General features: G+C 38.4%; 19 protein-coding genes and 2 tRNA genes. 13 read left to right on the top strand and 8 right to left on the bottom strand.

All coding sequences use genetic code 11. From position 1 onward, the window contains the following. Nucleotides 1-786: 786 nt before the first annotated feature. The 5 genes from CHX27_RS13630 (at nt 787) to CHX27_RS13650 (ending at nt 8986) form a co-directional block, all read left to right on the top strand. Nucleotides 787-2334 carry a type I restriction-modification system subunit M gene (locus CHX27_RS13630; RefSeq protein ID WP_094487313.1) on the top strand — a complete coding sequence of 516 codons (1548 nt, stop codon included), beginning with the start codon at nt 787-789 and terminating at the stop codon, nt 2332-2334. After that, nucleotides 2331-3368 carry a virulence RhuM family protein gene (locus CHX27_RS13635; protein ID WP_094487314.1) on the top strand — a complete coding sequence of 346 codons (1038 nt, stop codon included), beginning with the start codon at nt 2331-2333 and terminating at the stop codon, nt 3366-3368. The genes CHX27_RS13630 and CHX27_RS13635 overlap by 4 nt, the downstream gene beginning before the upstream one ends. 162 nt (nt 3369-3530) lie before the next feature. Beyond that, complete coding sequence (locus CHX27_RS13640; protein WP_094487315.1) at nt 3531-4727, top strand: restriction endonuclease subunit S; 1197 nt, start codon at nt 3531-3533, stop codon at nt 4725-4727. 1 nt (nt 4728) lies between these two features. Then, complete coding sequence (locus CHX27_RS13645; RefSeq protein WP_094487316.1) at nt 4729-5892, top strand: ATP-binding protein; 1164 nt, start codon at nt 4729-4731, stop codon at nt 5890-5892. Further along, nucleotides 5879-8986 carry a type I restriction endonuclease subunit R gene (locus CHX27_RS13650; protein ID WP_094487317.1) on the top strand — a complete coding sequence of 1036 codons (3108 nt, stop codon included), beginning with the start codon at nt 5879-5881 and terminating at the stop codon, nt 8984-8986. Before CHX27_RS13645 ends, CHX27_RS13650 begins: the two co-directional genes overlap by 14 nt. Nucleotides 8987-11018: 2032 nt before the next feature. On the opposite strand, the gene CHX27_RS13660 is transcribed toward CHX27_RS13650, so the two are convergent. Continuing rightward, the gene (locus CHX27_RS13660) at nt 11019-11981 is read right to left on the bottom strand and encodes an FKBP-type peptidyl-prolyl cis-trans isomerase (protein WP_094487319.1); all 963 of its coding nucleotides are present in this window, start codon (nt 11979-11981) and stop codon (nt 11019-11021) included. Between the two features lie 76 nt (nt 11982-12057). On the opposite strand from CHX27_RS13660, the gene CHX27_RS13665 reads away from it, so the two are divergent. Continuing rightward, the gene (locus CHX27_RS13665) at nt 12058-12444 is read left to right on the top strand and encodes an RNA-binding S4 domain-containing protein (protein ID WP_094487320.1); all 387 of its coding nucleotides are present in this window, start codon (nt 12058-12060) and stop codon (nt 12442-12444) included. Continuing rightward, entirely contained in the window at nt 12441-12938 is a 498-nt protein-coding gene (locus CHX27_RS13670) for a phosphoribosyltransferase family protein (protein WP_094487321.1), read from the top strand. Before CHX27_RS13665 ends, CHX27_RS13670 begins: the two co-directional genes overlap by 4 nt. Here the strand turns inward: CHX27_RS13670 and CHX27_RS13675 are convergent. Then, nucleotides 12930-13460 carry a shikimate kinase gene (locus tag CHX27_RS13675; RefSeq protein WP_094487322.1) on the bottom strand — a complete coding sequence of 177 codons (531 nt, stop codon included), beginning with the start codon at nt 13458-13460 and terminating at the stop codon, nt 12930-12932. The two genes, CHX27_RS13670 and CHX27_RS13675, sit on opposite strands and share 9 nt — an antisense overlap. A gap of 110 nt (nt 13461-13570) precedes the next feature. On the opposite strand from CHX27_RS13675, the gene CHX27_RS13680 reads away from it, so the two are divergent. Next, nucleotides 13571-13643: transfer RNA gene (locus tag CHX27_RS13680), tRNA-Lys, on the top strand. Nucleotides 13644-13900: 257 nt separating this feature from the next. Here the strand turns inward: CHX27_RS13680 and CHX27_RS13685 are convergent. Beyond that, nucleotides 13901-14347 carry a hypothetical protein gene (locus CHX27_RS13685; RefSeq protein WP_133063480.1) on the bottom strand — a complete coding sequence of 149 codons (447 nt, stop codon included), beginning with the start codon at nt 14345-14347 and terminating at the stop codon, nt 13901-13903. Between the two features lie 3 nt (nt 14348-14350). After that, the gene (locus tag CHX27_RS13690; RefSeq protein WP_094487324.1) at nt 14351-15019 is read right to left on the bottom strand and encodes a hypothetical protein; all 669 of its coding nucleotides are present in this window, start codon (nt 15017-15019) and stop codon (nt 14351-14353) included. An 89-nt stretch (nt 15020-15108) separates the two neighbouring features. Between CHX27_RS13690 and CHX27_RS13695 the strand changes: the two genes are divergently transcribed. From CHX27_RS13695 to CHX27_RS13715, 5 genes are all read left to right on the top strand, one after another. Beyond that, a tRNA-Leu gene (locus CHX27_RS13695) sits at nt 15109-15191 on the top strand. 323 nt (nt 15192-15514) lie between these two features. After that, entirely contained in the window at nt 15515-16414 is a 900-nt protein-coding gene (locus tag CHX27_RS13700; RefSeq protein ID WP_094487325.1) for a MerR family transcriptional regulator, read from the top strand. A 5-nt stretch (nt 16415-16419) separates the two neighbouring features. Next, the gene (locus CHX27_RS13705; protein WP_094487326.1) at nt 16420-17886 is read left to right on the top strand and encodes a phytoene desaturase family protein; all 1467 of its coding nucleotides are present in this window, start codon (nt 16420-16422) and stop codon (nt 17884-17886) included. 12 nt (nt 17887-17898) lie between these two features. Beyond that, complete coding sequence (locus CHX27_RS13710; RefSeq protein ID WP_094487327.1) at nt 17899-18738, top strand: phytoene/squalene synthase family protein; 840 nt, start codon at nt 17899-17901, stop codon at nt 18736-18738. Between the two features lie 2 nt (nt 18739-18740). After that, a complete protein-coding gene (locus CHX27_RS13715; RefSeq protein ID WP_094487328.1) occupies nt 18741-19187 on the top strand; it encodes a sterol desaturase family protein in 447 nt (148 codons plus the stop codon). A gap of 77 nt (nt 19188-19264) precedes the next feature. Here the strand turns inward: CHX27_RS13715 and CHX27_RS13720 are convergent, their stop codons facing one another. The 4 genes from CHX27_RS13720 to CHX27_RS13735 are packed head-to-tail and all read right to left on the bottom strand — an operon-like array spanning nt 19265 to nt 21247. Further along, nucleotides 19265-19798, bottom strand: a complete 534-nt coding sequence (locus CHX27_RS13720; protein ID WP_094487329.1) for a DUF4252 domain-containing protein — start codon at nt 19796-19798, stop codon at nt 19265-19267. A gap of 4 nt (nt 19799-19802) precedes the next feature. Beyond that, a complete protein-coding gene (locus CHX27_RS13725) occupies nt 19803-20324 on the bottom strand; it encodes a DUF4252 domain-containing protein (RefSeq protein WP_094487330.1) in 522 nt (173 codons plus the stop codon). Between the two features lie 28 nt (nt 20325-20352). Beyond that, the gene (locus CHX27_RS13730) at nt 20353-20799 is read right to left on the bottom strand and encodes a hypothetical protein (RefSeq protein ID WP_094487331.1); all 447 of its coding nucleotides are present in this window, start codon (nt 20797-20799) and stop codon (nt 20353-20355) included. Next, nucleotides 20780-21247 (bottom strand): RNA polymerase sigma factor, encoded by a 468-nt coding sequence (locus tag CHX27_RS13735; protein WP_094487340.1) that lies wholly within the window; start codon nt 21245-21247, stop codon nt 20780-20782. The genes CHX27_RS13730 and CHX27_RS13735 overlap by 20 nt, the downstream gene beginning before the upstream one ends. Between the last annotated feature and the right edge of the window lie 87 nt (nt 21248-21334).

A 21334-nucleotide genomic window follows, 5' to 3' on the forward strand; every position in this document is an offset into this window, starting at 1 on the left:
TATTTTTCTACTTTTAAACAGTTCGATTTAATGGGAAGCTTACAAAACGACATCAAATTAGCCCTTTTAAGCAGTTGTTGTATGAAGCTCGTGGTGCGACCTGCGCTCCTCAAACTCCCCCGACCTTGACCTTACCATTAACAACACACAACTCGCCACACCTGACAGTTCCCAACCCAAACCAAGCATCACCGGCGCCTGAGCCTGTCGAAAGCTGGTGCGATTTTTTGGTGGTTTGACACGTTCTGTGTTTTCCTCAACGGTATCCTATTGCGCAAAATTCTGCGAGGTTCAGTGTTTTCTGTGCGCTTAAAAAGCTGTCACGTGAGTTTGTCTAAGGCTGGTGCAAAGACTTTTGAGTATTAAGATTGGAGTCCCGATAGCTATCGGGAAAGACTTCGATGAATTCACCCTTTTACGAATCATGTACCCAGCTTAACCCACGTATTGTAGGTGCCTGAGTGTGTTGAAGACAGTTGATTTTTGAATTAAGCTAAAACGTTGCGCCGTAGAGATCGATTCGGGGAAAGAAATATTATTGGTAACTGTTTGTTTTTAAGAAAGTTGATTATTGTATATCGACTCGTTAAAATTTCAGCAGTTTTACAGTAATACTAATGCAATTTCAGTACAGATTGAGTTAATTTAGCATCAATTAAGTTGATTTTAAATTCAAGAAATAGCAAATATTTTGCACCCTAATAACCAGTACTTAAGCCCAGAAAAGTAAGGGCTTTTATTTGGTTTGTGGACGAGATAATGTAATAAAAAAATTATAGAAAAGATATGACCAGTATTGCGCAGAGAACAGAATTACAGAACAAAATATGGAAAATAGCTAATGATGTTCGCGGTTCAGTAGATGGATGGGATTTCAAACAGTTTGTATTGGGAACTTTGTTCTATCGCTTCATTAGTGAGAATTTCACCAACTACATTGAAGGAGGAGATGACAGTGTAAACTATGCCAATTACCCAGATAAAGACATTACCCCCGAGATAAAAGACGATGCAATAAAAACAAAGGGGTATTTTATTTATCCAAGTCAGCTTTTCGGAAATGTTGCCAAAACAGCTAATACAAATCCAAACTTAAACACCGACCTAAAAGCAATTTTTGATGCAATAGAAAGCTCGGCAAATGGTTATCCTTCTGAGGCTGATATAAAAGGTTTATTTGGCGACTTTGACACGACTAGTACACGTTTGGGTAATACCGTTGAGGGTAAGAACAGTACATTGGCTAAAGTTTTGAAAGGAATTGAAGAACTTGACTTTGGAAATTTTGAAGACAATCAAATTGATTTATTTGGCGATGCCTACGAGTATCTTATAAATAATTATGCTGCTAACGCCGGAAAATCTGGCGGAGAGTTTTTTACACCGCAACACGTTTCGAAACTCATTGCCCAATTAGCCATGCATAAGCAAGAGAAAGTGAACAAAATATACGATCCTGCAGCGGGTTCCGGATCCCTGTTATTGCAAGCTAAAAAGCACTTTGATAATCATATCATCGAGGAAGGCTTTTATGGTCAAGAAGTAAACCATACCACGTATAACCTTGCTCGTATGAACATGTTTTTACACAATATTAATTACGACAAGTTTAATATAGCGCTGGGCAACACGCTTACGCAGCCGTATTTTGGCGACGAAAAGCCGTTTGATGCCATAGTTTCTAACCCACCCTATTCGATTAAATGGATTGGTGATGAGGATCCTACACTAATAAATGACGATCGTTTTGCGCCTGCGGGTGTTTTAGCTCCAAAATCAAAAGCCGACTTTGCTTTTGTTTTACATTGCTTAAGCTACCTATCGGGTAAAGGTAGAGCTGCGATAGTATGTTTTCCGGGTATCTTTTACCGTGGCGGTGCAGAACAGAAAATCCGAAAATACTTAGTGGATAATAATTTTGTAGAGACCATTATATCCTTAGCACCCAATTTATTTTATGGTACATCTATAGCCGTTACCCTATTGGTGCTTTCAAAGCACAAAACCGATACCAAAACCCAATTTATTGATGCCAGTGGTGAAGATTTCTTTCAAAAAGTAACCAACAACAATGTGCTGAATGATAAACACATTGAAAAGATAATGGAAATTTTCGATAGTAAAGAAGATTTGGAGCATGTGGCTAAAAATATCGACAATACTACAATTGCGGAAAACGATTATAACCTATCCGTTAGTTCTTATGTAGCAGCCAAAGACAATAGAGAGCAGGTGGATATTACGATGTTAAATGCAGAAGTTTTAAAAACGGTAGAGAAGATAAATACCTTACGATTAAGTATAGATGAAATAATAAATGAAATCGAGGGATGAAAAATAAAAAATCAAATCTAAGTATCGTAAAATCATCTGCTGCAGAATATTTAACCTTTGTAGCTGCCACAGGAGAAACTGGCATAGAAGTGGTTTATGCAGACGAAAATATTTGGCTATCGCAAAAAATGATGGGTGTGCTTTATAATATTGAAACGCATACCATTAACTACCATCTAAAGAAGGTATTTTCTGATAATGAGTTAGACGAAAATTCAGTTATTCGAAAATTTCGAATAACTGCAAACGACGGTAAAGACTATCAAACCCAACATTACAATCTTTCAGCTATTATAGCTGTAGGCTATAAAGTAAATTCTGAAAGAGCAGTGCAATTTCGTAAATGGGCAACGCAAATAGTGCAAGAATTTACCATCAAAGGCTTTGCCATGGATGACGATAGGTTAAAAAACGATGGCACCATTCTGGGTAAAAAATACTTTGAAGAACAACTGCAGCGGATAAGGGAAATTCGATTGAGTGGACGGAAATTTTATCAAAAAATAACCGATATATATGCCACAGCTATTGATTATGATGTAACAGCTACTGCTACCAAACGGTTTTTTGCCACGGTACAAAACAAATTACACTGGGCTATACATGGCAATACTGCTGCCGAAATAATAGTACACAGAGCCAATCATGAAAAGGAAAACATGGGACTTAGCACATGGAAAGATGCACCCAATGGTAAAATTCAAAAATTTGATGTATCGGTAGCAAAAAACTATTTATCTGAAAAAGAAATGCAGCAATTACAGCGATTAGTGTCTGCTTATCTTGATATAGCCGAAGATATGGCCATGCGGCAAATACCCATGACCATGGAAGATTGGGAAACCCGGCTCAACAGATTTATAGAAGCTACCGATAGGCAAGTATTGCAAGATACCGGTGCAGTTACTGCCGAAATAGCCAAAGCACATGCCGAAACCGAGTTTGAAAAATACAGAATTATACAAGATAGATTATTTGAAAGTGATTTTGATAAAATGATCAATAAACAATTACCACCCCAAAAAGAAGATTAAGACATGTGTTGTCTAGATAAATTATTGGAAGGCGTGGAAAATAGTCAGAAGCAGAATTTGCAGGATGAAAGGATGAACAAGATGTTAGCATTTTAAGAAAATCCAGTAAATCCGAAAATCAATCAAATCCTGATTCAGACAACATAAACAATATATTGAAGCATGAGTTATTTAGAAAAATTATTAGATGGAGTTGAAGTGGAATGGAAACCTTTGGGGGAAATCAGTGAAATATATGGGGGGCTTACAGGAAAAAGCAAGGCTGATTTTGAAAAGGGAAATGCTAAATATATTTCCTATAAGAACATCTTTTTTAATCTAAATGTAAAATACGACAATCTTGAGACGGTTAAAATTGCCGAATCCGAAAATCAACATGAAGTGAAATATGGGGATGTTTTGTTTACTGGTTCATCTGAAACTCCTGAAGAAGTGGGAATGTCTTCCGCGGTTACTACAAATATTGACGAACCTGTCTACTTAAACAGTTTTTCATTTGGTGTACGCTTCAATGAAGAAATAAAATTGATTCCTGAGTTTTCAAAATATTTGTTCAGGAGCAAATTTATGCGTTCGGCAATTTCAAAAACAGCAAGTGGAGTAACTCGCTATAATGTTTCGAAGGCAAGGTTTAAAAAGCTCACTATTCCAATCCCACCACTTTCTGTTCAAAAAGAGATTGTTCGTATTCTAGACAAATTTACGGAGCTTACAACAGAGCTTACAACGGAGCTTACAGCAGAACTTGCCGCTCGTAAACAACAGTACGAGTATTATCGTGAGCATTTGTTGAGTTTTGAAGATGGTGATGTGGAGTGGAAGACGCTGGGGGAGGTTGCTTTAATTGGAACTGGTAAGCATGATACACAAGATGCAGTTGATAATGGAGATTATATATTTTACGCAAGAGGCATTAGTCCATTGAAACTCAATACTTATGATTTTGAAGAAACTGCAATTATTACTGCTGGCGATGGTGTTGGAGTTGGTAAGGTATTTCACTGGGCTGTGGGTAAATATGCACTACATCAAAGAGCGTATAGGATAGTACCAAATGAAAAAGAAATTAACCCAAGGTATGTTTATCATTACATCGTAACAAATTTCTATTCCTACATAGAAAAAACTTCTGTTAGTTCATCAGTTACATCTATGAGAAAGCCTATGTTTCTAAAATTTCCAATCCCAATTCCATCCCTCTCAGAACAAGCCCGCATCGTTTCCATCCTCGATAAATTCGACATACTCACCACCTCCATAAGCGAAAGTTTGCCAAAGGAAATTGAGTTAAGAAAAAAGCAGTATGAATATTACCGTGATTTATTACTAACTTTTCCTAAGAGTAACATAGTATCATAACATGGGACAGACGTTGAGGCAAATAGCTAAAAAACTCAGGGATGCTGATAAAAAAGCGCAGCTAATCTATGCATTTAATGGCACCGGTAAGACCAGGCTATCACGTGAGTTCAGGCTGTTAGTTGCACCAAAAGATGAAGAAGTTGAAGAAGAAACATACATTAAGGTTCTTTACTACAACGCATTTACGGAAGACCTTTTTTATTGGGACAATGATTTGGATGCTGATGTAAACAGAAAATTATTGATTCGCCCTAACGGTTTTACAAATATGGTTCTCCAGTTCCTGAAAGACCAAGGACTTGACGGCAACATCATTTCAAATTTTCAGCACTTTACAAGTGATAAAGTAACGCCTCGTTTCAATGAGGGATATACAATCAACGATGAGAATAATAGAGAAATTATTGTACAGGCATACTCTGAAATAACATTCTCAATAGAAGGTGGAAATCAAGAAAGCATACCGAATATTAAAATTTCTAAGGCAGAGGAAAGCAACCTAATTTGGTGTGTGTTTTATAGTTTGCTCGAACAAGTCGTTGAGCAATTAAATATTCCGGAACCTGGGAACCGTTCAACAGACAAGTTCAATGATTTACAGTATGTTTTTATTGATGATCCCGTAAGTTCACTAGACGACAATCACTTGATTGAACTGGCAGTTAATTTGGCATTACTCATCAAGAAATCTACTGGATTGAATTTTATTATTTCAACCCATAGCGCACTTTTCTACAATGTTCTTTATAACGAATTAGGGCTAAAGTCAGGGTATATTCTAAATAAACTCAATGATGGAACTTTTGACCTCATTGAGAAGAAAGGCGACTCAAATAAAAGTTTCTCATACCATCTATTTCTTAAGCAAACCATTCAGGAAGCTGTAGATAATAATACTATCCAAAAATACCACTTTACGCTTCTGAGGAATCTTTACGAAAAAACCGCAAATTTTCTAGGTTATCCAAGATGGTCGGAGTTATTACCAGATGACAAGAACACATATTATAACCGGATAATACAGTTTACAAGTCATTCAACTTTATCAAATGAGGTAGTCGCAGAACCAACAGAACCTGAAAAACAAACAGTAGCTTTGTTATTAAGACACCTAACTGACAATTTTAATTACTGGAAAGAAGCAGAAAATGGCAACACCTAACACCGTCGCAGAATCGAACAACTTTATTATTCTCAACAGCTACACTAAAAATGCAATAGCTAGTGAGCCGCCAATAGCTTATCAAACGGAGGTAGCTTTGGAAAGCGAATTTATCCAAGATTTAGTAGCTCAAGGTTACGAGAGAGTACGTGACTTGAAGACTGCTGCGGATCTGCTTGCAAACATTAGACAACAATTACAAATCCTAAATGATGTAGTATTTTCTGATTCAGAATGGCAGCGCTATGTCGAAGAATACTTGGATAAACCGAGTGATAGTCTAGTGGAAAAAACCAGAAAAATTCACGAGAACTTCATTTATGATTTTGTTTTTGATGATGGTCGGATAAAAAATATATATCTAATTGATAAAAAGAATATTACGCGAAATAAAGTTCAAGTTATTTCACAATTTGAACAAAAGGGAACCCACGCCAATCGCTATGATGTAACTATTTTGGTTAATGGTTTGCCGCTCGTGCAAGTGGAATTAAAAAAGAGAGGTGTCGCTTTACGTGAAGCTTTTAATCAAGTGCATCGTTACACCAAAGAAAGCTTTAACAGTAATTACTCGCTTTTCAAGTATCTACAAATTTTTGTTATTTCTAACGGAACTGACAGCCGCTATTTTGCCAACACAGTTGAAAGAAGTAAAAACAGTTTTGACTTTACAATGAATTGGGCGCAGGCCGACAACTCTTTGATTAAAGATTTAAAAGATTTTACAGCAACTTTTCTACAAAAAAACACCTTATTAAAGGTCTTATTTACCTATTCTGTTTTCGATGTTAGCAATACGTTACTAATAATGCGTCCATACCAAATTGCTGCAACAGAGCGTGTTTTATGGAAAATTGAAAGCTCACACAATACAAAGAAATGGTCGTGTGCTGAGGGCGGCGGTTATATTTGGCATACTACGGGTTCGGGTAAAACACTTACCAGTTTTAAGGTTGCACAATTGGCAACTCAATTGCCTTTTATCGAAAAAGTATTTTTTGTAGTTGACCGTAAAGATCTAGACTATCAGACTATGAAGGAATATCAGCGATTCTCCGCGGATAGTGTAAATGGTTCTGAAAGTACAGCAGGATTGAAAAGAAACATTGAGAAAGACGACAATAAGATTATTGTTACAACAATTCAAAAGCTGAATAACCTCATGAAAAGCGAGAGCGATTTAGCTATATACCAAAAAGAAGTAGTATTTATTTTTGACGAATGTCACCGCTCTCAGTTTGGTGAAGCGCAAAAGAACCTAAATAAGAAGTTTAAAAAGTTTTATCAGTTTGGCTTTACAGGAACACCAATTTTTGCTAAAAATGCATCAGGTGCTGAAACTACGGCAAGTGTTTTCGGGCGTGAACTACACTCTTATGTTATTACGGACGCTATTCGCGATGAAAAAGTACTAAAATTCAAAGTGGACTATAATGATGTACGTCCTCAATTTAAAGGAATAGAGTCGGAACTAGACGAGAAAAAATTAAGTGCCGCAGAGAATAAGACCGCTTTGCTCCATCCAGCGCGTATTAAAGAAATTTCGAACTATGTTTTAAATAATTTCAGATTAAAAACCCACAGAAATCAAGGAAGCAATAAAGGCTTTAACGCCATGTTTGCCGTAAACAGTGTGGATGCTGCCAAATGTTATTATGAGGAGTTAAATAATTTGCAGAAAGGGAGCGATAAAAAACTTAAGATTGCAACTATCTTTTCTTTTGCAGCAAACGAGGAGCAGAGTGCTATCGGAGACATTGCCGATGAGAATTTTGAACCAACGGCTTTAGATAGCAGCGCGAAAGAGTTTCTAACAAAAGCTATTAACGACTACAACAATTACTTCAAAACGAATTATAGTGTTGAGAGCAATGAGTTTCAGAACTATTATCGCGACCTTGCCAAACGCGTAAAGAATAGAGAGATTGATTTAATTATTGTAGTTGGAATGTTCTTAACTGGCTTTGACGCTCCAACATTAAACACCCTGTTTGTTGACAAAAATTTGCGTTATCACGGTTTAATTCAAGCTTTTTCAAGAACAAACAGAATCTATGACGCTACCAAGTCATTTGGGAATGTTATTACTTTCCGCGATTTAGAACAAGCAACTATAGACGCTATAACTTTATTCGGAAACAGTAGTACCAAAAATGTAGTACTCGAAAAAAGCTATAAGGAATATCTTGAAGGGTTTACAGATATCATAACGGGAGAAGCTCGGCGCGGTTACATTGAAGTTGTAAAAGATCTAAATCTGAAATTTCCAGATCCTGATGAAATTGTGCGAGAGCGCGATAAAAAAGAATTTGTTAAACTATTTGGTGAATACCTGAGAGTTGAAAACATATTGCAGAATTATGATGAATTCATTCATGTAAGAGCATTTCAAACAATCGATTTAAATGATAGAGATGCTGTAGAAGAGTTCAAAACGACCTATTTTGTATCTGATGACGACATTGCTGCAATGCAAAGAATTGAACTATTAAGTGAGAGAACCGTTCAAGATTACCGATCTACTTATAATGATATTCGAGAATGGTTGAGACGTGAAAAGCACAACAAAGATTTGCAGGATTCATTAATCGATTGGGATGATGTAGTTTTCGAAGTTGATTTATTAAAGTCACAAGAGATCAACTTAGATTACATCTTAGAGTTGATTTTTGACCACAATAAAAAAACAAAAGATAAAGAATCTCTAATTGCAGAAACTAGACGAGTAATTCGTGCCAGTGTCGGCAATAGAGCAAAAGAAAGTTTAGTAGTCGATTTCATAAATGAAACTGACCTCGATAAATTAAAAGATAAGGCGCATGTTATTGACTCGTTTTTTGAATATGCGAAGGGCAAGCAACGCATCGAAGCCGATGAACTCATAGCTGAAGAAAATCTTAATGTAGAACAAGCTAAGCGTTACATTACAGCTTCATTAAAAAGAGAGTATGCAAGCGAGAATGGCACTGAACTGAACGAACTTTTACCAAGGATGAGTCCTCTAAATCCACAATACTTGACCAAGAAACAGAGCGTCTTTCAAAAACTAAGTTTATTTGTGGAAAAATTTAAGGGAGTTAGTAAGGAAGTTTAAGTTTTTTAAAGTAGTTTTTTGATAAGAAGGCAGCTTGTCGAATTCAGCATTACGTACATCGTGAAAAACTTTGTGAAACATTGTGCTGTTTTCAGAGGCTAGTCCCGATAGCCATCGGGATAGACACGAGTCCCGATAGCTATCGGGATAGACTTTACAACGTTCGCCACCTGACGTATCGTTTTGCACAACCCAAACCAGGTATCGTCGGTGCCTGAGCCTGTCGAAGGCCAATCTTTACTTTCCCCTTTTTTGCCTTTTTTCCTTCCGATTGCNAATACAGTACCTCTTTTTTGAAAATTGCCAATTTACAAATGTACTTTTAGATGGCTTAGAGCACTTAACCGAACTCCAAATTGGTCCAGGAAACGAAAAACTGAGCAGCATTTCTCTAAAAAATGTAAAAAATCTGGCTGTTTTAGACATCAAAAGCGACAATAATCAGTTGAAAAAACTAGATGTCAACGGTTTGAAATCGCTTAGGCAAGTTAACTTGTCTACCGACGTAGAATTACGCAATTTAAATACCGATAATCTGCGCGAACTCTCTTGTCATTTTCAAGTATTTAACAATCTCAACCCACGCACAAAATCCAAAATTGAGACTTTGAAACTCTATTCTGGGCGTGAGTCTGTGAAAGTTTCAGGCTTTAGTAAATTACAATCGTTTACAGCAGAAAATAAGGAAATAGCAGACGCCAACCCACAGGTACAAATAAAGCACCTGACTTTTGAAAATGTTCCTGAACTAAAATCAGTTTCCTGCGCAAGAATTAGTCTTGAAACTTTGCAATTTACCGAACTAACAGCATTAAATTTCCTCTACTGTGGTTTCAACAATATCAGCGATTTACCAGAAATAAAAATCAATAATTTATCCTGTCCAGCAAATAAGCTAACGCGCATTCCGAATACGGTTTTGGATGGCGTCTCAAACTTAAACTGTAGCGCAAATAATTTGAGTGAGTTAAACTTGAAAAACGCAGTCGATTTAACTTCATTGGACTGCAGCGAAAACAAAATACGAACTTTAGAACTTGGCAACTGCAAACAATTGCAACGATTAGCGTTTAAATCTAACTTGTTGAAAGCATTAGAACTTATTGATTTAGAGCAGCTAAAATATCTCGATTGTAGAAACAATGCCGCACTGAAATCGCTCAGCATGCGCAATGTTTTTTTACAGGACTTCTATCCGCCCGAAGCACTAACCAATCTTTGTGTTGACCCCATTTTCATGAACAATACAAAGAATTTTTTCTACAATCCGACATTCCAAATAAACAGCTCATGTTCGGTTAATGCAAGTATGGCTCCGCTCTTAGAATGTGATCTTTCCTCCATAGAAAAAGCGATACGTTTCCTAGAGAAAGCTATCGGCAATAACGACGAGCTTGCCTTAAAATACAGCTGCACACGTAGAGGTTATGAAGAAATAAAACGTTTGAAAAAAAAGGACTTTGGAACCCTGTTGTTAGAGGCTTTTACAACTGGAAATTACCAATCTCCCAACGAGCGCTGCTACGAAATTTCAATAAAAACTGGAGCATATAGAGCGAAATACAACTTCTACCTACGATTTGGCGAATGGATATTCGACGGAATGCCCGCTTATCATTAAAAGATAATTCTATTTTTCAGAAGCTAATCCGGCTGTTCGCTGTAGTCCGTAAAAAACACGGTTCGTTCAGCGGGCACGTATCGGGCTTCTTAGGTCGCCCGTACCTACCCCCTTCACGATACCGTATTTTTTTTACGGGCTGCCGCTGCCATCCGGGCTAGAAAATTCGTGCATGAAAAACAGTACTGCGTTTCGGGTTTACGATACGTGTGTGCACGATTTTGTGTTAACGACAGCAGCGGAAATCCTGCCACGAGCGGCGGTTGCCGAGTGGTACCCCGATAGCTATCGGGGGAGCGAATGGCGTGGCCTGCGCCGGAATTAATTTGTCTTTTCAAGTAGCTTTTAGGCGCAGGAAACTCTATAAAAAAATCCCGAAAAATCGGGATTCTTTGTACTTGTTTATTTCGTTTAGTTGCAGTTTGGATCGAGATGCCTTTTTAAAGTTCCACCCGGACAGGTTGGAATCAGGTCGAACGGAAAGCGGTTGCCATTGTCGTCTAAAATTTCCTCCGAAGTTCTTGTCCGGTCGTTATCATCATCGAAATCAATATAGTTTGGCGTGTTATCACCATCCGTATCATCATTACTTAAATTACCGTCGTTATTTATGTCCTCGTACTTTGACAAAATACCGTCGCGGTCGTGATCGCGTTCACGAACACGGTGTAGTCGAATCGTAAAAACCAAAGGCGAATATGCGGGTAAATTAGTTCTGGTAGTTGCGAAATATCCCAATCCGCTCGGAATAAAAGCAACAATTATCCCAGAATCTTGAAACGAAAAGGTACCGTCGGGATTGTTGATGATTGCGGTTGCAGCGTTCATTCCTGCAATAGACTGACGGAATCCACTGATGGAAACTGCCGAAGATTCCAGAGAACTTAAGGCTGGATTGGTAAACCAAAGTCCGGTTGTATTGCGGTCAAACTCAGTATTGTCTAAGCGCCAACCACGGTAACTCACATAGGTTGAGTCGGTTGTAGTAGCTGTTGTTCCGGCACCCGTAGCCAAGTTAAGATAGTACAACTTGTACTCGGTATCATCGAGTAGCTCGCCAGTAACAGACAGCGAGCTGCGCACATCTGATTTAACAATTTTGCTTTGCAGGGGGTACTCGGTGTTATCCCAAATGGAGACCAAATTATTCGGATTTCCATCCGGTATTTTAGTGATGGATACGTCGCGAAGTCCATCGACGGTTGTAACTACCATCGAGTGCGTTTTTAAATATGTTTCGATAGCCGCAATATCCGTAGCATATTGCTCTGCAAAATCTCTAAGCGGTACGCTGGCAGGATCGTCTTCTTTGTTACAAGAAATTAATACGACAAGTGCTAAAAAGAGCGTCGAGAATATCTTAACTTTGTTCATGTAAGTCGTTGCTTTTTGAGCGCGCAAGATACAATTTAGATTTTTTTGAATTCGAACTTTAACGCCTTATTTTAAAATGCGAATAGACAAGTTTTTGTGGTGTGTTCGATATTACAAGACTCGAAATATGGTAACGGAAGCTTGTAAGAAAAACCAAGTGTGGGTAAACGGCCATTTGGCAAAGCCAGCTAAAGAAGTTTTTCCTGGCGACGAAATTGCGTTTCGCCGCGAGCAATTAACGCGCACCATTAAAGTTTTAGACCTGCCTTCCAGCCGAATTGCGGCTAAATTGGTTGATATTTATCGCAAAGACATTACGCCTGAAGAAGTTTATCAGCAATACGAATTGCTGCAACTCGGTAAAGATCACACGCGCCGTTTTGGAGAAGGCCGACCAACAAAGAAAGATCGTCGCGATTTTGAAGATTACCTCAACGAAGAATCTGTTTCCTTTGAACCATGAACCAACACATTATACTCAATCACAACGAAATTAGCCACAAAGTAACCCGAATGGCATACCAGATTTACGAAACATTTATCGATGAAGATCGCGTAGTTATTGCCGGTATTCAGGGAAATGGCTATCGCTTGGCGCAACTACTTGCCGAGGAAGTTCGGCGTGTCTCGCCATTAGAAACGATACTGTGCGAAGTACAACTCGACAAAAGCAATCCGCGTGGAAACATTAGCAGCACACCTGCACGCGAACAACTTGCCGATACTGGTTTGGTGCTTGTTGACGATGTTTTGCATTCCGGAACAACCTTGATATATGCCGTGCGTTACTTTTTGGATATTCCGCTTCGAAAATTCAAAACAGCCGTTCTGGTTGATCGCAATCACAAAATGTTTCCCGTAAAAGCCGATTTCAAAGGTATTTCGCTTTCGACTTCACTACAAGAACACGTTGAAGTGGTTTTAGACGGCCCTGAACGCGTGGCTTATTTACGTTAAAAATCGATAAATCTCATCGGCAACCTCTTCGGGAGATTTTCCCGTCGTTGAAACGATATGCTTAGCTGTTCGGTAGTAGTGCTCGCGCTCAAATAAATGCTGACCTATATATGTAGGTAAATCGTCGATATTTGCTAAAAGCGGACGATTCTGTCTTTTGTCGTTCAAGCGAGCAACTAAAGTAGGTACGTTGGTTTGCAGATAAAAAGACTGGTGTTGGCTGTTAGCAATAAGTTCGGCGTTGTTAGCATAGCAGGGAGTTCCGCCTCCTAAACTAATTACCAAAGGCGTTTCGGCGTTTAATAATTCTACAAGCAACTGGTTTTCAAGCTTTCGGAAATAAATTTCGCCACGATTTTTAAATAGGTCGGTGATCGATTGCTGTTGTTTTTCTTCAATGAAAGTATCGAGGTCTCGATGCGCAACACCTAACTTCTGCGCAAGCAATCTTCCTACGGTCGACTTACCAGAACCGGCGTAACCCATTAAAACAACCGATGAATTTAAGCTAAATTGCTGCATATAAATAAGTTATCAAACGCATCAGAAAAAAGGTAAATTTATAGGAATTATGTGTTGAAATATACAGAATAACGCTGTATATTTGCACCCGCATTCAGCAAAGTTAAAAAGACTCGATAGCTCAGTCGGTAGAGCACATCACTTTTAATGATGGGGTCCTGGGTTCGAGCCCCAGTCGAGTCACTTTTTTTTGCTTTATGTTCCAGACTCGATAGCTCAGTCGGTAGAGCACANAATTTAAGAAATATTACCTCACTGGGAGTTGTTTTTAGTGGTGTTCGGTGAATCTCCTGCGTCGATTTGGTAAGGCGTACCGTCTTTATCGGTAGTAGCTGTTGAACTACCGAGGTGGTCGGGGTGGTAAAAGTACAACTGATTAAGGGCTCAATTACTACTGCACGAAAACGTGATTAAGCTTTTTGTCACACGCAGAAGTTTTATCATTTTTTAATCCTAATTGAAATTCCCGGATTAAATCCATCTGTAGGATATTTTATAGTATAGTTTTTCCTTTTAATTTCTTGTAATGAATAAATTCGCATCTTGTAAGTCCCACCTACCAAGACCGTATCTTTTTTCTCAATAAAATCTGTTTGCCGGACCGCAGTTTGTGATTTTTCTGCGCTCATCACAGCTACCAGCATCTGGGCTTGGGGACCATATTCATTAAAATAGGCTTCAAGGTGTGAAAAGAGACCAATTTTAGTTTGATTAAAATCTTCAACGTAAATGTCATCTCTAAAATCAATATAAGTATCATTATTTGTCTTAAACAACAACCGAACCTTTATAGGGTTTTTGCTAACATTCTGGAAATCCAATACGGTGTTCATTGGGTCGCAACCAAAACACACTATTAAAAGAGCATAAATATATAGTTTCTTCATTTTTTACTTTCTAAATAGATTTTTTAACTTGATCTCCCCGGTCCAGGCGCCACCCAATCTATTAGCTCGTTTTTCAGAATTCGAGGATTCATGAATATGTTCAAACGATGGAATTGATGCTTTCATTGCGCTTTTAAAACTAGGGATAGCAATCTTCTTAATGTACTCGGATGCGTTAAATTTGAAGTGATACTTATAGTCTAAATAATGACCATATTCATGTCCGAGATCTAAAACGCTCTCCATGCGAGGATTTGTAAATATTACATTTCCAGCTGTTAGTGCACCATTCATGTATTCAGAACTATAAATTTTAACGCCAGGATAAAGGTCTGGATTACTAATGTCTTTTACATTTCCTGCTTTAACAAGTGCAGCCATTAAAGGTACTGCAATTCTATTTATAGTATGTTCTGGCTTATACTCATCCTTTGGTTTTGCATTCGACAAGTCAAAAATTATAGTGTATTCTCCCACGGGTTCTTTAAAAGTATCGGCTCGGTAAATCCCTTGGTAAACTGATCCATTACCGTCTTTGTTTTGAAAGTGATCGTAGGCATTTTTATTTTGATTCCAAAAATATTCGCCCGTATCATCTCTAAAATATTCAAGACCATTTACAGGAGGCTCTGCAGCAGCTTTTGCACTCCTCCCATCTGGATCCACCAACATCACCGGGTTATTCAAACAATAATTATACGGAGAAAAGCCCGGAAATTTTTNGAAAGTCGGACGTTCTGCGTTTGACTTTTTTTATACTCGGCCAAGTGGAGAAACGGTAGACTCGCCATCTTGAGGGGGTGGTGCTCGTAAGGGCGTGTGGGTTCAAATCCCACCTTGGTCACATGCAAAGTCTGTTTTTTAGCAGACTTTTTTTATTTCCTATCGCTTCTGCTAAGCAAACTATAATACGCAAAATCAAACCCCAGGCAAGAGTAGATTAAACAAAATCAAATCTACTTAAACAAAAAGTCGATTGCGATAAAAATTATTCTCAATCTAAAAAAACAATCCACTAAACAACATTCAATTAATTGAAAAACAGATGTTTGAAAATAACTATGAATTCTTTTCTTCAGTAAATCAACTGTTTAAAAAATCCTAAAACTTAGCCAATAAACTATTTTGTTTAAGTATTTAACTATATTTGTTAAACAAAATAAGACTATGGCTTACGTTAAGAACATCCTGACGATTAAAGATCTCGAGAATTTGAGCGGCATTAAGGCCCACACGATTCGTATTTGGGAGAAACGCTACAATGTCCTCGAGCCAAAGCGAACCGACACCAACATTCGTTATTACGATTTGGCGAGCTTGCAAAAGCTGCTCAACATTACTTTGTTACACAATCACGGTTACAAGATTTCGAAGATATCGAAATATCCCGAAGAACGAATTCCTGAGTTAGTTAACGAGATAATCTCGAGCAAAAGTGTAAAAGTTCATGCCATCAGCGATTTCAAACTCGCCATGATGAACTTCGACCAGACACTTTTCGTTCAAACGTATAATAAATTGCTTTCAGAGAAGCCGTTCCGCGAAATCTTTCATGAAATCTTTGTACCCCTTCTTAACGAAATAGGCTTATTGTGGCAAACAGATACCATTAATATCGTACACGAACATTTCATTAGCCACCAAATCAAACAAAAAGTTTTGGTTAATTCGGAGAAAGCGCAGTTAAATAGTCCGCAGTACACAGATCGAACCTACGTACTTTACCTTCCGATGAATGAAATTCACGAATTGGGAATTCTATTCGTAAACTACGAAATCATCAATGCCGGTTTTCAAACGGTGTATCTAGGTGAATCCGTACCACTCGAGTGTCTATCCGATATGAAAAAAGCTTTCAGCAACATTACCTACGTGACGTATTGTACTGTTGAGCCGATTGCCGAAGAAATGAACACGTATGTAAAAGATCTGAAAGAAAATTTACTTAACGACGACAGTACCAAAATTGTTTTGCTTGGAAAACAGGCGCAATTAGTTTCAGATAAACTTTTAGACAGCAGAGTTACTGTATACGAATCTATTAATACCTTTATTCGCACACTCTAGTTTTTATGTCTCTAAAAGTTTCTGTAATTGGTTCTGGATTTTCGTCGCTTTCTGTTGCTTGTTATTTGGCTAAAGCCGGACACCAAGTTCACATTTATGAAAAAAATAATTCGATTGGCGGACGCGCACGCCAGTTAAAAAAGAATGGCTTTACATTCGATATGGGTCCGAGTTGGTATTGGATGCCCGACGTTTTCGAACGATTTTTCGCAGATTTTGGCAAAAGTGCCGCCGATTACTACACCTTGATAAAGCTTGCTCCTGCGTACCGTGTTTTCTTTGGCGCAGATGATAGTGTGGTTATCGACGACGAACTCGCCAAAATAAAAGCCACTTTCGAAGCAATTGAGCCCGGAAGTGCTGCCAAGCTGGAACGTTTCATGAATACGGCTCGCGACAATTACCGAATTGCCATTGAAAATCTAGTGTACCGTCCGGGCGAATCGCCGTTGGAATTAGTAACTCCAGAAACGATCGGAAGACTAACGCAGTTTTTCTCTAACATTAGTGCCGATGTTCGCAAGCAATTTAAAAACGAAAAACTACGCCAAATACTAGAATTTCCGGTATTGTTCTTAGGTGCAAAGCCAGAAGACACGCCGTCATTCTACAGTTTTATGAATTTTGCCGATTTTGGTTTGGGAACCTGGCATCCAAAAACCGGCATGTTCGATGTGGTGGCTGGCATGCAGAAACTTGCTTCTAGCTTAGGAGTGAGCTTCCACACCAGCGCAGCGATTTCTGAAATTGTTGTTGAAAACGGTATCGCGAAAGGAATTCGAGTTAACAACGAATTCATCGGATCGGATGTAGTTGTTTCAGGTGCCGATTACGCGCACAGTGAACAATTGCTTCCAAAACAATACCGCATGTACAGCGATTCCTATTGGGATTCTCGTGTTTTCGCCCCCTCATCCCTATTGTTTTATGTCGGATTTAGCAAGAAGTTGGAAAATATTAATCATCATATCTTGTTTTTTGATACCGATTTTAAAGCGCATGCTAAAGACATCTACGAAGCTCCCAGATGGCCCGACGAACCGCTGTTTTACGCGAATTTTCCTTCGCTAACCGATGCGACGTGTGCACCTGAAGGTTGTGAAGCGGGTTTCTTTTTAGTGCCACTTGCACCTGGAATTGAGGACACGCCCGCGCTGAGACAACAGTACTTCGATAAAATTATGACCCGTTTTGAGCGCTTAACTAAACAAGACGTTCGAAATTATATTACCTTTAGTGAGTCTTTTTGTAAAAATGATTTTGTTTCCGAATACAACTCGTACAAAGGAAATGCTTATGGAATGGCTAACACTTTACTTCAAACGGCCTTTTTACGACCCAAATTACGAAGTAAAAAAGTAAAACATTTATACTTTACCGGACAGTTAACCGTTCCAGGACCCGGAGTTCCTCCCGCCCTGATTTCAGGAAAACTTACCGCCGGTTTAATAGAAAAATATTCTAATCGTTAAAGTTTAGAAATTATGAAAGCATTATTTGATCAAGTTTCGGGAAGCTGCAGCAGAAAAGTAACAACTGCCTATAGCACATCGTTTTCAGCAGCAGTTAAAATGCTCGACAAATCGATTAGACAAGACATTTATAACATCTATGGATTTGTTCGCTTAACCGACGAAATTGTGGATACATTTCACGATTACGACAAAAAAACACTATTCGAACGTTTTGAAACCGACTTAGAAAACGCGTTAAAAGACAAAATCAGTTTGAATCCGATTTTGAATGCATTCCAATACACCGTGCACAAATACGACATCCCGCGCGATTTAATCGATGCGTTTATGTACAGCATGCGTTTGGATTTACACAAAACTGTTTACAGCACACCAGAAGAGTTGGCACAGTACGTTTACGGATCGGCCGATGTGGTCGGATTAATGTGCTTGAAAGTTTTCGTTAAAGGAAATCACGCACAGTATGATGCCTTAAAAGTTCCAGCCATGAAATTGGGCTCAGCTTTTCAAAAGGTGAATTTCCTTCGCGATTTAAAAGCCGATTTCGAACAACTAAGCCGAACCTACTTTCCAAATGCTGATTTGGCAAATTTGGATGAAAAATCAAAAAGAGCAATCGTTAAAGAAATTGAAGCCGAATTTCGCGAAGCCTTCGACGGCATTTTACTTCTACCAGATTCAGCGAAATTTGGGGTATATACCGCTTTTGTTTACTACCAGAAGTTACTCAAGAAATTAAAATCGACGCCGTCTGAAAAAATTAAATCAGCACGTATACGCGTTAACGATTATCAAAAACTGCAACTATTTGTGCGCTGTTATGTATCTTACCGCTTAAATTTATTATAGTTATGTGGATTCATTTTCTCGTTTTCTTCCTGACTTTCTTTATGATGGAATTCATGGCTTGGTTTACCCATAAATATGTAATGCATGGATTTCTTTGGAACTTACACGCCGATCACCACAAAAAAGATCACGACAGCTGGTTTGAACGCAACGACGCCTTCTTTATTTTTTATGCCGTCGTAAGTATCGGATTTTTTCTGTTGTGGAACAATGGTATTTTATCAATCGGACTCGCCATTGGATTAGGAATATTTGCCTACGGATTGGTGTACTTTTTAGTGCACGATATTTTTATACACCAGCGTTTTAAATTATTCCGTACGGCAAACAGCCGATATGCCAAAGCCGTACGACGCGCACACAAAATGCATCACAAACATATTGGTAAAGATAAAGGTGAGTGCTTTGGAATGCTCCTTTTTCCGTACAAGTACTTCAAGAATAGCTAAAAAAAAGTCGCCCAAAATGAGGCGACTTTTTTATCAAATTCAATAACTAACCTAAAAATTGTTTAAACGTGACTGCGTTATTTTACAAAAGCTTGTAATGGCTTTAGTTGATCTAAATTTAAATTCCCTTGTTGCATCAGCGATAATAAAGCGGTGAAACTATCAGCGGTCATATCCGTTCCTAGAATGCGAACTAAAGCAAATCCGTTTTCACTTTCATATCCAAAAAGCACAAACTCATCCACTTTATCTCCATCTGCAAGCGCTTTAACCACGGCTCCGGCTTTACCTGAACCAAAGCGCATCAACTGTTCGTACTTTTCATCCTTTAACAATTCCTGAACTTTGGTTTTCTCGACTGCATAAAGCGAATCGTTAGCAGCACTTTTCTTGAATGCAAGAACGTTTACCTTTTTAAACTGGTTCAAGGCTTTCGATTGTTCGACGGTGAGTTTCGACTTATCTAAACCCAACATTTGCGGGGAAATATCTACAAAAATAAAATCCTTATTTTCTTGATTTTCTACAAAATACGACTCAAGAGTAGGCTTCGAATCACACGAAACAAAAATGAAAGCACTGGCGAGTATTCCGAACAAAACTTTTTTCATGAACTTATTTTTTAGATTTTGAGGCTCGTTGAAGATCGGCGCCCCCCGGTAAATTCATTTTATCAGTTAACATCGAAATGTCGTCTAAGTCGAACAAACCTGTTAAAGATAAGATTACTGTTTCGTCTTTGCCACTTCCTTCAACAAACATTAACAACTCGGTGATCTGTGATTCTTTGGAGCCTGATTTCACTGCAATGCGAATATTCTGACCTTTATCGTTTATGCGCATTAAATCTTCTAATCCAGCCGATTTCAGATACTTGGCCGCTGTGGCTTTCATATCGGCGGCAATTTTCGGATTTGTGGTGGTAAATACACGCAAATTATCCAACTGCTTTACAAGTTTCATAAACTGCTGCGCATCCTTGTCTTTGGTGTTTACGTTACCCATCATTTCGAACATCTTCTTATTGACGACTACCGCAGTAACATCCTCTGGACCATCGAACTTATCAAAAACCGACTGTCCGTAAAAAAAAGTTGGAGCTAAAGCCAACACAACTACTAAAATGAACTTTTTCATGATAAACTAATTTAATTTTGATTGATGATTATTTCTTTTCTTTTTTAAAAACTTTTCTTTTACTCTTTTCTATTTTCTCTAACTGTTGTACACTTTCCACACCTTTATTGATATGCCCAGACAGCATCATTAAGGCTTTCTCGGTTTCTTTGTAAGCAACTTCCGGATCTTTAATTACTCCTGATCTTCCTACATCGGGTGTTCCAAAAAAGGTGTAATATCCAATTCCTAAAAATACAACCACCGCAGCAGCTATCGAGATATACGTATATTGTTGTTTACGCGAAGAATGCAATTGCCTAACCGGATAACTAACTTCTTTTTCTTGTGCAAAATATCCGAAATAGCTCTTGTATGCTTCTAATTCTGGCGCTACTTCTCCTGAAAAATACGACGCCAATAACTTTTCTTCAGCAAGAGTAGTTTCTCCATCGAAGTATTTTTCCAGCAATGCTTTAATTTCTACTAATTCCATATTCGTCCATTTTCAACATTTGTTCCCGCAACTGCTTTCGCGCTCTTGATAATGCTACTCGAACAGCTGTTTCATTCATTTCCATCACTTTTGCTATTTCAGCAAATTCATATTCTTCAACCTCTCGCAACTGCAATATCAATCGCTGTTGCTCGGGTAATTGTGCCATTAACTTTTCAACAATCGCCAATCGATCTTCAGCTTCCACTTTACGTAGTGTTTGCTGCGAAGCATCCTCAAAATAATGATGCTCTAAGGTCACATTCGACGATCGTTTTGCCTTCAGCTGATCCAAACAGTAATTCTTTGTAAGTGTCATTGCAAAGGCCTCAACACTACCCAATTGCTGCAAAGAATCACCTTTTGTCCACAGTTTCATCAACACTTCCTGAGTCGCATCTTCCGCTTCTTCGGTACTCACAAGCAACCGTTTGGCTAGTCGGAACATCTTGTTCTTAAAACCAGAAGTTATCGATATGAAATCCGTTGAAAGCAAGTTTTGGTTTGTTGGTTATATAGTGAAGACGAAACACAA

Origin of the sequence: Flavobacterium aurantiibacter, assembly GCF_002251775.1 — a bacterium.
Taxonomy (GTDB): Bacteria; Bacteroidota; Bacteroidia; order Flavobacteriales; family Flavobacteriaceae; genus Flavobacterium; species Flavobacterium aurantiibacter.

Bases quoted from the DNA above. Each gene is read 5' to 3' on its own strand.
- CHX27_RS13630 (WP_094487313.1), top strand. From the start codon at position 787: ATGACCAGTATTGCGCAGAGAACAGAATTACAGAACAAAATATGGAAA.
- CHX27_RS13635 (WP_094487314.1), top strand. From the start codon at position 2,331: ATGAAAAATAAAAAATCAAATCTAAGTATCGTAAAATCATCTGCTGCA.
- CHX27_RS13640 (WP_094487315.1), top strand. From the start codon at position 3,531: ATGAGTTATTTAGAAAAATTATTAGATGGAGTTGAAGTGGAATGGAAA.
- CHX27_RS13645 (WP_094487316.1), top strand. From the start codon at position 4,729: ATGGGACAGACGTTGAGGCAAATAGCTAAAAAACTCAGGGATGCTGAT.
- CHX27_RS13650 (WP_094487317.1), top strand. From the start codon at position 5,879: ATGGCAACACCTAACACCGTCGCAGAATCGAACAACTTTATTATTCTC.
- CHX27_RS13660 (WP_094487319.1), bottom strand. From the start codon at position 11,981: ATGAACAAAGTTAAGATATTCTCGACGCTCTTTTTAGCACTTGTCGTA.
- CHX27_RS13665 (WP_094487320.1), top strand. From the start codon at position 12,058: ATGCGAATAGACAAGTTTTTGTGGTGTGTTCGATATTACAAGACTCGA.
- CHX27_RS13670 (WP_094487321.1), top strand. From the start codon at position 12,441: ATGAACCAACACATTATACTCAATCACAACGAAATTAGCCACAAAGTA.
- CHX27_RS13675 (WP_094487322.1), bottom strand. From the start codon at position 13,460: ATGCAGCAATTTAGCTTAAATTCATCGGTTGTTTTAATGGGTTACGCC.
- CHX27_RS13685 (WP_133063480.1), bottom strand. From the start codon at position 14,347: ATGAAGAAACTATATATTTATGCTCTTTTAATAGTGTGTTTTGGTTGC.
- CHX27_RS13690 (WP_094487324.1), bottom strand. From the start codon at position 15,019: ATGTTGGTGGATCCAGATGGGAGGAGTGCAAAAGCTGCTGCAGAGCCT.
- CHX27_RS13700 (WP_094487325.1), top strand. From the start codon at position 15,515: ATGGCTTACGTTAAGAACATCCTGACGATTAAAGATCTCGAGAATTTG.
- CHX27_RS13705 (WP_094487326.1), top strand. From the start codon at position 16,420: ATGTCTCTAAAAGTTTCTGTAATTGGTTCTGGATTTTCGTCGCTTTCT.
- CHX27_RS13710 (WP_094487327.1), top strand. From the start codon at position 17,899: ATGAAAGCATTATTTGATCAAGTTTCGGGAAGCTGCAGCAGAAAAGTA.
- CHX27_RS13715 (WP_094487328.1), top strand. From the start codon at position 18,741: ATGTGGATTCATTTTCTCGTTTTCTTCCTGACTTTCTTTATGATGGAA.
- CHX27_RS13720 (WP_094487329.1), bottom strand. From the start codon at position 19,798: ATGAAAAAAGTTTTGTTCGGAATACTCGCCAGTGCTTTCATTTTTGTT.
- CHX27_RS13725 (WP_094487330.1), bottom strand. From the start codon at position 20,324: ATGAAAAAGTTCATTTTAGTAGTTGTGTTGGCTTTAGCTCCAACTTTT.
- CHX27_RS13730 (WP_094487331.1), bottom strand. From the start codon at position 20,799: ATGGAATTAGTAGAAATTAAAGCATTGCTGGAAAAATACTTCGATGGA.
- CHX27_RS13735 (WP_094487340.1), bottom strand. From the start codon at position 21,247: ATGTTCCGACTAGCCAAACGGTTGCTTGTGAGTACCGAAGAAGCGGAA.